This is a genomic window from Streptococcus sp. 2021WUSS109, from assembly GCF_044427305.1.
GTDB classification, from domain to species: Bacteria; Bacillota; Bacilli; order Lactobacillales; family Streptococcaceae; genus Streptococcus; species Streptococcus suis.
Window position 1 is genome coordinate 38,635 of sequence record NZ_JAOTGF010000007.1, and the last position, 11,853, is coordinate 50,487.

12 protein-coding genes are annotated in these 11,853 nt (G+C 41.3%); 11 read left to right on the top strand and 1 reads right to left on the bottom strand.

Annotated features, from left to right (window positions below; genetic code table 11):
• Positions 1-140: 140 nt before the first annotated feature.
• Complete coding sequence (locus ODU37_RS03845; protein WP_249562387.1) at positions 141-992, bottom strand: NAD(P)H-hydrate dehydratase; 852 nt, start codon at positions 990-992, stop codon at positions 141-143.
• A gap of 97 nt (positions 993-1,089) precedes the next feature.
• Here ODU37_RS03845 and nth point away from each other — a divergent pair, with 97 nt between their 5' ends.
• From nth to ODU37_RS03900, 11 genes are all read left to right on the top strand, one after another.
• Positions 1,090-1,713, top strand: a complete 624-nt coding sequence (gene nth, locus ODU37_RS03850) for an endonuclease III (protein ID WP_012775083.1) — start codon at positions 1,090-1,092, stop codon at positions 1,711-1,713.
• A gap of 285 nt (positions 1,714-1,998) precedes the next feature.
• Entirely contained in the window at positions 1,999-2,982 is a 984-nt protein-coding gene (gene guaC, locus ODU37_RS03855) for a GMP reductase (protein ID WP_014637970.1), read from the top strand.
• A 69-nt stretch (positions 2,983-3,051) separates the two neighbouring features.
• Positions 3,052-4,401 (top strand): MATE family efflux transporter, encoded by a 1,350-nt coding sequence (locus tag ODU37_RS03860; protein WP_105105835.1) that lies wholly within the window; start codon positions 3,052-3,054, stop codon positions 4,399-4,401.
• Positions 4,402-4,498: 97 nt separating this feature from the next.
• A complete protein-coding gene (rimM, locus tag ODU37_RS03865) occupies positions 4,499-5,017 on the top strand; it encodes a ribosome maturation factor RimM (protein WP_015646874.1) in 519 nt (172 codons plus the stop codon).
• Complete coding sequence (trmD, locus tag ODU37_RS03870) at positions 5,007-5,732, top strand: tRNA (guanosine(37)-N1)-methyltransferase TrmD (protein WP_002941457.1); 726 nt, start codon at positions 5,007-5,009, stop codon at positions 5,730-5,732. The genes rimM and trmD overlap by 11 nt, the downstream gene beginning before the upstream one ends.
• A 30-nt stretch (positions 5,733-5,762) precedes the next feature.
• Entirely contained in the window at positions 5,763-6,818 is a 1,056-nt protein-coding gene (locus tag ODU37_RS03875) for a histidinol-phosphate transaminase (RefSeq protein WP_192872534.1), read from the top strand.
• 102 nt (positions 6,819-6,920) lie between these two features.
• Complete coding sequence (locus ODU37_RS03880; protein ID WP_105159037.1) at positions 6,921-7,670, top strand: DeoR/GlpR family DNA-binding transcription regulator; 750 nt, start codon at positions 6,921-6,923, stop codon at positions 7,668-7,670.
• Positions 7,667-8,578: a 1-phosphofructokinase gene (pfkB, locus tag ODU37_RS03885; protein WP_015646871.1), complete on the top strand. Its 912-nt coding sequence runs from the start codon at positions 7,667-7,669 to the stop codon at positions 8,576-8,578. The genes ODU37_RS03880 and pfkB overlap by 4 nt, the downstream gene beginning before the upstream one ends.
• A complete protein-coding gene (locus tag ODU37_RS03890) occupies positions 8,575-10,530 on the top strand; it encodes a fructose-specific PTS transporter subunit EIIC (RefSeq protein ID WP_105159036.1) in 1,956 nt (651 codons plus the stop codon). Before pfkB ends, ODU37_RS03890 begins: the two co-directional genes overlap by 4 nt.
• Before the next feature lie 95 nt (positions 10,531-10,625).
• A complete protein-coding gene (locus tag ODU37_RS03895) occupies positions 10,626-11,000 on the top strand; it encodes a DUF1149 family protein (RefSeq protein WP_002934959.1) in 375 nt (124 codons plus the stop codon).
• Between the two features lies 1 nt (position 11,001).
• The gene (locus ODU37_RS03900) at positions 11,002-11,853 is read left to right on the top strand and encodes a DegV family protein (protein WP_014637961.1); all 852 of its coding nucleotides are present in this window, start codon (positions 11,002-11,004) and stop codon (positions 11,851-11,853) included.

The following is an 11,853-nucleotide window of genomic DNA, read 5'->3' on the forward strand; positions in this document are numbered from 1 at the left end:
GTCAACTTGCCTTGATGAACTCCAGTTCTATCTTCGGCTTCGTTTCCTAGGCAACTTTTGATTTGCATTGAGTATCATTTTCTACCATTTGTCAGGCTTTAATCACGAGTTTGTTATATAAAAGACCGCTTAATCATTGATTAGGCGGTTGTTTGTGTTTGAAATTGAAGCATTGTCTTTTGGATGTTTCTTGAGATATCAGTTGGCTTTACAAGATAATAATCTTGAGCCAGTTGGTCAGCAATATAGGAGTGGAGGTAGGTTGCTACAAGGATTCTTTCATATAGTTGAACATGGGGAAATTGTACAGCAAATCCTGCAATCATACCTGCAAGAGTATCTCCCATACCTCCTGTTGCTTGGTAGGGACCACCAGCTCCAATTGGGGTGACTTGGTTTGGCTGGTTTTTTAGGATTTGAGTAGCAGAACTTTTAGCTACAAGGATTGTATTTTCTTGAAAAGATTGCAGGGCTTCAAGATTTCTTTGGCTTGTTTGGTCAGCAACCGGAATGGCTGATAACCGTTCCCATTCTTTCTGGTGGGGTGTCAGGATGACTTGTTTACACGGGAAGTTCTTTCTGTTTTGCTTTGCGACTAAGGTAAGGGCTGAGCCGTCAAGAACTAAAATCTGCTGGTCAGATAAATGTTCAAAAACAAAGTCCAATAACTGTTCAGCTCTGCTATTTTCCCCAAAACCTGGACCAATCAATACCAAGTCAGCATTTTCTAAGCTGCTTATCAGCAAGGCTTGATCGTCAAATGAAAATGCCATGGCTTCAGGCAGATGACTATGTAAGGCTGGTATGTTATCTTTTTCAGTAGCAACAGTTACCAAGCCTGCTCCACTGTTGACGGTTGCTAGTGCGGCCATGATAATCGCTCCACCATAGGGATACAGTCCACCAATCAGCAAGACTCGACCATAGCTTCCCTTATGGCTGTTGCGTGGCCTTGCTTGAATGACCTTTCTACAGAGTTCTTGTAAGTCCATACATATTCCCCCTTTTCTTCTTATTATACCACGAGGAATGAGGTTTATGACAATCCAGATTTTAGATAAATCCAAGTTTTCATGCTATAATGAATTCATGGTATTATCAAAAAAACGTGCAAGAAAAGTTATTGAAGAAATCATCGCTCTATATCCTGATGCTAAGCCTAGCTTGGACTTTCGAAATCACTTTGAGTTGGTATGTGCAGTGCTCTTATCTGCTCAAACTACAGATGCTGCGGTGAATAAGGCAACACCTGGTTTGTTCGCAGCTTTCCCTACGCCCCAAGCCATGGCGGCAGCAGAAGTGAAGGATATTGAGCCTTATATTTCTCGTTTGGGTTTGTACCGAAACAAGGCAAAGTTTTTAAAAGACTGTGCCCAGCAGTTGATGGAACGGCATAACGGCATTGTTCCTCAAACTCGTGAGGAATTAGAAGCCTTGGCAGGAGTGGGAAGAAAAACGGCCAATGTTGTTTTAAGTGTCGGTTTCGGAATTCCCGCCTTCGCAGTTGATACCCACGTGGGACGGATTTGTAAACACCACGATATTGTCAAAAAATCGGCTACACCCCTGGAAACAGAAAAACGAGTCATGGAAGTCTTACCTCCTGAACTCTGGCTCCCTGCTCATCAAGCTATGATTTATTTTGGTCGTGAGGTTTGCCATCCTAAGAACCCTGAATGCGAAAAATTCCCACAATTATATGAATTTGACTAAAAAATCTTCTGTTTTTGAAGATTTTTTTAGTTTTTATGTAAAATTGTTTGAGTAAATTCTGAACATTTTTTTAAATTTTATAAGAATAGTAACTCAGAAAAGAATTATACGAATGTTATATTTTATAAACAATCCTAAAAAGTGATATATCCGAATATTGTCTAGATAGGTTTCTTTTTTATTGACAAAACACAAACAATAAGCTATACTATATCTTGTAATAAGGAAAAAATACGAAAAACAAACCGTTTTTCTGTTCCAATGTTAAGAAAAAGAGGTAGAAGCATGTTCAACGAAACTCCAGTTTTTGACTACGAAGATATTCAGCTCATTCCAAATAAATGTATCATCAATAGCCGTTCCGAGGCAGATACAACAGTGACTCTTGGGAAATATAGCTTTAAATTACCAGTTGTTCCAGCTAATATGCAGACTATTATTGATGAAGATGTAGCAGAAATGCTTGCCAAAGAAGGGTATTTCTACATCATGCATCGTTTCGATGAAGCTGGTCGTATTCCATTTATCAAACGCATGCACGAGCAAGGTTTGATTGCTTCTATCTCTGTTGGCGTAAAAGAATATGAATATGAGTTTGTGACTAGCTTGAAAGCTGATGCTCCTGAGTTTATCACCATTGATATTGCTCATGGCCATGCAGAAAGTGTTATCAAGATGATTCAACATATCAAGAAAGAACTGCCTGAGACGTTCGTCATTGCAGGTAATGTCGGTACTCCAGAAGCAGTTCGTGAACTAGAAAATGCTGGTGCAGATGCGACAAAAGTTGGTATTGGTCCAGGTAAAGTATGTATTACAAAGGTTAAGACTGGTTTTGGTACAGGTGGTTGGCAGTTGGCTGCCCTTCGTTGGTGCGCAAAAGCTGCCCGTAAACCAATTATTGCGGACGGTGGTATTCGTACCCACGGAGATATTGCCAAATCCATCCGCTTCGGTGCAAGCATGGTCATGATTGGTTCGCTCTTTGCCGGTCACATTGAAAGCCCAGGTAAAACAATTGAAGTTGATGGTGAGAAATTCAAAGAGTACTACGGTTCAGCATCTGAATACCAAAAAGGTGCCTATAAAAACGTAGAAGGCAAGAAAATCTTACTCCCTGCCAAAGGACATTTAAAAGATACTCTGGTTGAAATGGAGCAAGATTTGCAGTCATCTATTTCTTATGCAGGAGGACGTGACATTACCAGCTTGAAGCATGTGGACTATGTTATCGTGAAAAACTCTATCTGGAATGGTGACTCTATCTAGTCAAAGAGGACTTGCAATGCAGGTCCTTTTCTTGTTACAATATTTATATAAAATTGAAAGAGAATAAGTATGTACCAAACAAGAAATAACAAAGAGAAGCTCTGGCTCTTTATCAAAATATTTTTGCCCATTTTAATTTACCAATTTGCTAATTACTCCGCATCCTTTATCGATACCATGATGACTGGTCAGTATAGTACTATGGATTTGGCAGGTGTTTCCATGGCAACAAGTCTTTGGAATCCGCTTTTTTCATTTCTAACAGGGATTGTATCTGCATTGGTCCCAATCATCGCTCAATATTTAGGAAAAGGTGAAAGAGATAAGATTCGTGAGGAGTTTCATCAGTTTGTCTATCTGGCCATTGGATTAACCATTTTACTCTTGTGCTCGGTCCTATTTATCGCTGTTCCCGCCTTGGCTCAGTTTGGACTTGATGAATCTGTTTTTCAAGTTGGTCGGCAGTACCTCTATTTTATTTCCATTGGCATTCTGCCCCTCTTGCTCTTTAGTGTCTGTCGCTCTTTTTTCGACGCCCTCGGCTTGACTCAGCTATCCATGTACCTCATGTTGCTCCTTGTCCCATTTAACAGCCTCTTTAACTATCTCTTAATTTATGGGAAAATGGGCCTACCGGCCCTGGGCGGAGCTGGAGCTGGATTGGGTACTGCTTTAGCTTACTGGGCCGTGTTACTCGTAATTGTCCTTGTCATGTGCAAAAATAAGACTATTTCTTCTTATCAGATTTGGCGGTGGAGTCCGATTGACCTTTCTTTATTGAAGGAAGGCTTGAAAATCGGTCTTCCCATCGGATTACAAGTCTTTGCAGAAGTAGCAATTTTTGCAGTAGTAGGACTCTACATGGCAAAATTTTCAGCACAGATTATAGCAGCCCACCAGTCAGCTATGAACTTTGCGACATTATTATATGCCTTTCCTGCCTCAGTTTCTTCAGCCCTAGCTATTGTCATTGCTTATGAAGTAGGGGCTAAACGACCACAGGATGTGAAAGCCTACAGCCGTCTGGGACGCTTGGTTGCACTTGGTTTTGCAGGTTTGACGCTAACTTTCCTATATTTTTTCCGCTCCAAAGTTGCCTACCTTTATGGTAATGACGCAGAATTTATCCGTCTGACCTCGCATTTCCTGAGCTTTGCCCTCATGTTCCAGTTAGCAGATGCCTTTACAGCACCTATTCAGGGGATTTTACGTGGTTACAAGGATACGACTGTTCCATTTATACTTGGTTTGGTTGCCTATTGGTCCATGACCTTCCCAGTCGCATTCTTGCTTGAAAGATTTATCCAAATGGGTCCAGAAGCCTATTGGATCGGTCTTATTTCAGGGATTTTTGTCTGCGGAATAGCTCTTAATTTGCGCTTGATCAAAATAGCTCATTCCCATTTGTCCGTGAAATAAATTAACTATGAAAGTCGGAGGCATCCGGCTTTTTCTCTCTTGTGAAAATATCTTGCTCATGTTAAAATAAAAGGATAGAAAATCAAATGGAGAAATTATGAATTATTTTAACGTAGGAAAGATTGTTAACACGCAAGGCCTACAAGGGGAAATGCGTGTTTTGTCTGTGACCGATTTTGCAGAAGAACGTTTTAAAAAAGGGGCAAAGCTTGCACTTTTTGATGACAAGGATCAGTTTGTCATGGAAGTGGAAATTGCTAGTCACCGTAAGGCTAAGAACTTTGATATTATCAAGTTTAAGGGCATGTACCATATCAACGATATTGAAAAGTACAAGGGCTTTAGTTTGAAAATTGCCGAGGAAAACTTGACCGACCTTGAAGATGGTGAGTTTTATTACCATGAAATTATCGGCTTGGATGTCTATGAGAATGATATTCTGATCGGACAAATCAAGGAAATCTTACAGCCAGGTGCCAATGATGTCTGGGTGGTGAAACGAAAAGGTAAGAAAGACCTGCTCTTGCCATATATTCCACCTGTTGTCTTGAACATTGATATTCCAAATAACCGTGTCGATGTGGAATTGCTCGAGGGCCTAGACGATGAGAATTGATATTTTGACCCTCTTCCCTGAGATGTTTGCACCTCTAGAACACTCTATTGTGGGTAAGGCGCGTGACAAGGGTTTGCTAGAAATCAACTACCACAATTTCCGAGAGAATGCTGAAAAGGCTCGCCATGTGGACGATGAACCCTATGGTGGAGGACAAGGCATGTTGCTCCGTGCCCAGCCAATTTTTGATACCATGGATAGCATTGAACAAACCAAGCCACGTGTTATCCTATTGGATCCCGCTGGGCGTACTTTCAATCAGGCCTATGCCGAAGAATTGGCACAGGAAGAGCAGCTGATTTTCATTTGCGGTCACTATGAAGGATATGATGAGCGGATTAAGACCTTGGTAACAGATGAAATCTCTCTCGGAGACTATGTTCTGACAGGTGGAGAGTTGGCAGCTATGACCATGATTGATGCTACCGTTCGCCTGATTCCAGAGGTTATTGGCAAGGAAGTCAGTCATACGGATGATAGTTTTTCATCAGGGCTATTGGAATATCCTCAATACACCCGACCATACGAGTATCGTGGAATGGTAGTTCCAGATGTATTAATGAGCGGTCACCATGAAAATATTCGTAAATGGCGTTTGGAAGAGAGTCTACGCAAAACCTATCAACGTCGTCCAGACTTGTTAGAAAACTACAACTTTACAGCTGAAGAGTTAACTATTTTTGAAAAAATCAAGGCAGAAGACACAGTTGATTAGACTGTGTTTTTCTTGCTAGAAGGAGAAATGATGAAACGCAAGGTATTTGAACATTACCAACCTTATAAAATCAAACAAAAGGCAAGATTTGATTTAGGAAATAACGAAAATCGTATCATTGATTGGTCCTTTTTGCCACAAGAGACCTTGGAAAATTTGGATGTCAGTCAATTAAGTTTTTATGGTGATAACACTTACTCCGAGCTGATTGAGAAATATGCGGCCTATCTTGGAGTGAATCCCAGACAAGTAACAGTAGGTGTGGGCTCTGATCACCTTATTCACATGATTGTTTCCACCTTTATGGAAAAGGATGATACTTTTTTGACTGTCAATCCAGACTTCTTCATGTATGAAACCTATAATCACATGCACGGTAGTCGTTTTGAAGCCATTGATTTGGAAGCAAAAAACGATACACTTGTCCTGCCAGTAGAGAAATTGTTGGCGCGTGCAGAGGAGTTGAAGGCGAAGATAATCATGCTTTCCAATCCTAACAATCCTTCTTCAGTAGCTTATTCGCTAGAAGATTTGGAGAAATTGGCTATTTCTTTTAAAGGGTTACTCGTTGTAGATGAGGCTTATATTGAATTTGCAAATGTCGAAAGCTTCATCAGTCGTCTACAACAATTTGACAATGTTTTAGTTTTACGGACCTTATCAAAGGCTTTTGGACTTGCAGGTTTACGAGTTGGCTTTGCGGTAGGAAGTGAAGAGTTAATTTATGAATTGGACAAGGTCATTCCCCCATTCAGCTTGTCAAACTTGACTGCAAAAATGGCAGCTGTTGCATTGAATTATACAGACAAAGTTTTAGAAACGGTGGGAGTAATTCAGAATTTGCGAGAAGAAATGATTTTATTCTTGCAAGGGTTAGATAACTGTCAAGTTCTTCCTAGTCAGGCTAGTTTTGTAACGTTTAAAGCACCGTGGGCAGAAGAATTTTATCAGCAAGCCTTGGCACAGGATTGGAATTTCAAATATTATCCAACAGGTAAATTAGAAGGGCATATTCGCCTATCTATTGGCCGTCCAGAAGAAATGGACATGATGAAAAAAATGATTGAGAAACTAGTGGAAGCGTAGATTCTGCTAGTTTTTTTATTTTTTTGAAAGAAAATGATAGAAAATGATTGACAATGACAGAAAATCGTGTATAATGATTTTTGTAAACGATTGCAGGAGGTGTTGAACATACTCAAATCAGAACGAAAACAGATTATATTGGAGCGAATACACTCTCAACAGTTTGTTCGGCTAGAGGAATTAATCGAAGTTCTTGATACATCTGAGTCTACTGTACGTAGGGATTTGGACGAGTTGGAAAACGAAGGTAAGCTTCGTCGTGTACACGGCGGTGCTGAAGCGCCAGGAAATTTGCAACTTGAAGAGTCTATTCTAGAAAAATCTGTCAAAAACGTTCAAGAAAAACGAGAGATTGCGGAAAGAGCAGCTCGACAGATTGATAACGGAGACGTAATTTTTTTAGATGCAGGTACAACCACAGGGATACTGATTGATTATCTTCAGCAGGAAAATCTGACAGTCGTTACCAATTCTATTCACCACGCAGTGAGGCTGGTTGAACACAAGATAAAAACAATCATTATAGGTGGTTTTGTTAAGCAATCAACAGATGCCTCCGTTGGAGCAGTAGCTTTGGAACAAATTCGACAGCTCAATTTTGATAAGGCATTTCTGGGGATGAATGGTATTGATAAAAACTATTTTACAACGCCAGATATTGAAGAAGCGACCATCAAACGCACTATCATAGACAATGCTAAAGAAAGCTATGTTTTGGCAGATGCTTCTAAAATTGGTCAATTCTCCTTTGTTAAAGTTGCGGCAATCGAAAAATCCAACATTATCTGCCAATCTTCAGAAAGCAGTTTGTTGGACATCATAAAAGAGAAAACGAGGGTAATCGAGGTATGATTTATACAGTTACGCTCAATCCAGCGATTGACTATATCGTTCGTTTAGAACATGTCGAGACGGGCAGTGTCAATCGTATGGAGAGCGACGATAAGTATGCCGGCGGTAAGGGAATTAACGTTAGCCGTGTTTTGAAGCGATTGGGCTATCCGAATACAGCAACGGGTTTCCTTGGGGGATTCACAGGTCAGTTCATCAAAGATGGATTGATTGCCGAAGGAATTGATACTGATTTTGTTCAGGTTGATCAAGATACACGTATTAACGTGAAAATCAAAGCTGACCAAGAAACAGAAATCAACGGTTTGGGTCCGATTGTGACAGATACACAGTTGGCCGAATTAGAAATGGTCTTAGCAGGATTGACCAAAGAAGACACCGTTGTCTTCGCGGGGTCTGCTCCAGCTAGTCTTGGAAATGAAGTCTACAATAGGCTGATTCCTGTGGCTAAAAAAGCAGGAGCGCAAGTGGTCTGTGACTTTGAAGGTCAAACACTTCTTGACTCACTAGCACACCAGCCACTCTTGGTCAAGCCAAACAACCATGAACTTGAAGCAATCTTCAATGTCGAGTTGAATGGCATCGCAGACATCGAGACCTATGCTAAGAAAATCTTAGAAATGGGTGCTCAGAATGTGATCATTTCTATGGCAGGGGATGGGGCTTTGTTGGTCACTCCAGCAGCTACTTACTTTGCCAAACCAATCAAGGGAACAGTGAAAAACTCTGTCGGAGCTGGAGACTCCATGGTGGCAGGTTTTACAGGTGAATACGTTCGCTCACAAGACCCAATCGAAGCCCTCAAATGGGGAGTTGCTTGCGGTACGGCAACAGCCTTTTCAGATGATTTGGCAAGTATCGAATTTATTAAGGAAACTTATGAAAAAGTTGAGGTAGAAACACTATGAAAATTCAAGACGTTTTGAGAAAAGATGTCATGTTACTTGATTTGCAAGCGACAAGCAAGGAAGTAGTTATTGATGAAATGATTGCTAGTTTGGTTGATAAAGGTTATGTAACGGATTTTGACGTATTCAAAACAGGTATCATGAACCGTGAAGCACAAACGACAACAGGACTTGGTGACGGTATCGCAATGCCACACGCTAAGAATGCGGCTGTAAAAGAAGCGACTGTTCTCTTTGCAAAATCAAACAAAGGTGTCGACTATGCAAGTCTTGATGGTCAACCAACTGATTTGTTCTTCATGATTGCAGCTCCAGAAGGTGCAAACGATACACACTTGGCTGCCCTTGCTGAATTGTCTAAATACTTGATGAAGCCTGGATTTGCTGACAAACTTCGTGGTGTTTCTAGCCCAGAAGAAGTCATTTCAGTCTTTGACGAAGCTGAAGCAGCAGATAAGGCTGCCGAAGAAGTAGTTGCAGCACCAAATGGTGACCGTCCATTTATCGTTGCTGTTACAGCATGTACAACAGGTATCGCCCACACTTACATGGCAGAAGAAGCACTTAAGAAACAAGCTGCTGAGATGGGTGTTGACATCAAGGTTGAAACCAACGGTGCTTCAGGTGTTGGAAACAAACTAACCGCTGAAGACATTAAGAATGCAGCAGGTGTTATCATCGCAGCAGATAAGGCTATTGATATGCCTCGCTTCAATGGCAAACCTTTGGTATCTCGGCCAGTTGCAGCTGGAATCAAACAACCAGAAAAATTAATTAACCTTATCTTGGATGGTAAAGCATCAGCCTACACTGCGTCAGAAGGAGCAGCTACTGTGGAATCTTCAGAAAAACTCAGTCTTGGCAAAGCGTTCTATAAACACTTGATGAGTGGTGTGTCTCAAATGTTGCCATTCGTTATCGGTGGCGGTATCTTGATTGCCCTTGCCTTCCTATTCGATGGAGCTCTAGGTGTGCCACAAGACAGCCTTGGTAGTCTTGGTTCATACCATGAAATCGCAGCTATGTTCATGAAGATCGGTGGAGCAGCCTTCGGCTTCATGTTGCCACTTCTAGCAGGTTATATTGCTTACTCAATCGCTGAAAAACCAGGTTTGGTTGCAGGTTTCGTAGCTGGTGCAATTGCTAGTAGCGGTCTTGCGTTCGGTAAAATTCCTTACGCAGCTGGTGGTGAAGAAACGCTTGCTCTTGCAGGTGTATCATCTGGTTTCTTGGGTGCCCTTGTTGGTGGTTTCCTTGCTGGTGGTGTAGTGCTCGTTCTTCGCAACGCTTTGCGTAATATGCCAAAATCACTCCAAGGTTTGAATGCAATCTTGCTCTTGCCACTTTTGGGAACAGCAATCACTGGTTTCTTGATGTTCTTCGTTAACATCCCAATGGCAGCAATCAACACAGGTATGAACAACTTCCTTGCAGGTCTTGAAGGTAGCTCTGCTATTCTCCTCGGCCTTGTCCTCGGTGGTATGATGGCAGTCGATATGGGTGGTCCAGTCAACAAGGCAGCTTATGTCTTCGGTACAGGTACACTTGCAGCAACTGTTGCAGATGGTGGTTCTGTTGCCATGGCAGCGGTAATGGCAGGTGGTATGGTTCCACCGTTGGCAGTATTCGTTGCAACCCTTCTTTTCAAAGACAAATTCACACAAGAAGAGCGTAACTCAGGTTTGACAAACATTGTTATGGGGCTTTCATTCATCACTGAAGGTGCGATTCCGTTTGGTGCTGCTGACCCAGCTCGTGCAATCCCAAGCTTTATCGCTGGTTCTGCCCTTGCAGGTGCCTTGGTTGGTTTGTCAGGCATCCAATTGATGGCTCCTCACGGTGGTATCTTCGTTATCGCTTTGACATCTAATCCATTGCTTTACATCGCCTATGTTTTGATCGGTGCGGTTGTATCAGGTGTCCTTTACGGAGCACTTCGTAAAGCTAAATAATTTTAATTGAAACCTTGCTTCTGGCAAGGTTTTTTAGCTATTTCACGAGGATTATGGTATAATGTGAGTATTATTGTTATTAGAGGAGTCTTGAAATGGAAATCATTCGCGATAAAGAATTTGTCAATCAGTATCATTTTGATGCCCGCAATCATGCGTGGGAAAAAGAGAACGGAATTCCGGAAACAAAATTGAAAGTTGACTTTCAATTGATTGAGCAAAATCGTGCAGAAAATCGAACATCGATGATTACCATTTTGCGCTTTATGATTGTACTAGATCATTTTGTGATTTCAGGTGCCATGAGTCAGGCCGTTCACTTACCAAATCGATTGGTAGAAGAGCCAACTGAATTTACTGATGAGGAAAAACGTGTTTTGGTAGAGCCTCTTTTGGACATTTTAAAACGAATGACTTATGAGGTTACTGAAATCGCCTTTGATGCACCAGGAGTGAATTTGGAGTTTTAATATGAAATTAGCAGTTATAACTGACTCATCGGCTGTTTTGAATGTTCAAAGTATTGAGCGGGATGACCTGTTTGTCCTAAGTATTCCAGTCAGCATCGATGGGGAAAATTATATCGAAGGGCAAAATTTGACGGTTGAAGAGTTTTATCAAAAAATGGCTTCATCGAAAGAATTACCTAAAACAAGTCAACCGAGTTTGATGGAACTAGAAGAAATTCTGGCTAAATTAACAGAGAAAGGCTATACACACGCACTTGGCTTATTCTTGTCATCAGGTATTTCAGGTTTTTATCAAAATATTCAATATTTGGCTGATGAATTTGAAGGATTAACCGTTGCCTTTCCAGATACCAAAATCACATCGGCTCCTTTAGGCATGATGGTCGAAAATGTTCTCAAATGGGCTGATGCGGGACTTAGTTTTGAAGAGATTACTGGGAAATTGGACCAAGAAATTGGGAAGACTACAGCCTTCATCATGGTTGATGACCTCAATCATTTGGTAAAAGGTGGTCGCTTGTCCAATGGTGCAGCCTTGCTTGGCAATCTTTTGAGCATCAAACCTATTCTGTATTTTACAGGCGAGGGTAAGATTGAAGTGTATGAAAAAGTTCGGACGGAGAAGAAGGCCATTAAGCGACTCTTGGAAATCCTCCAAGAACAAACCAAAGAAGGACAATATCAGATTGCTATTATTCACGCCAACGCACCTCAGAAGGCTGAAAACTTTAAACAGCAGTTGGAAGAAGCAGGTGTCGGTAGCGATTTACCAATCGTGTCATTTGGTTCGGTCATCGGTACGCACTTGGGAGAAGGGGCAGTGGCCTTTGGTATTTCTCCCATTATTGAATAG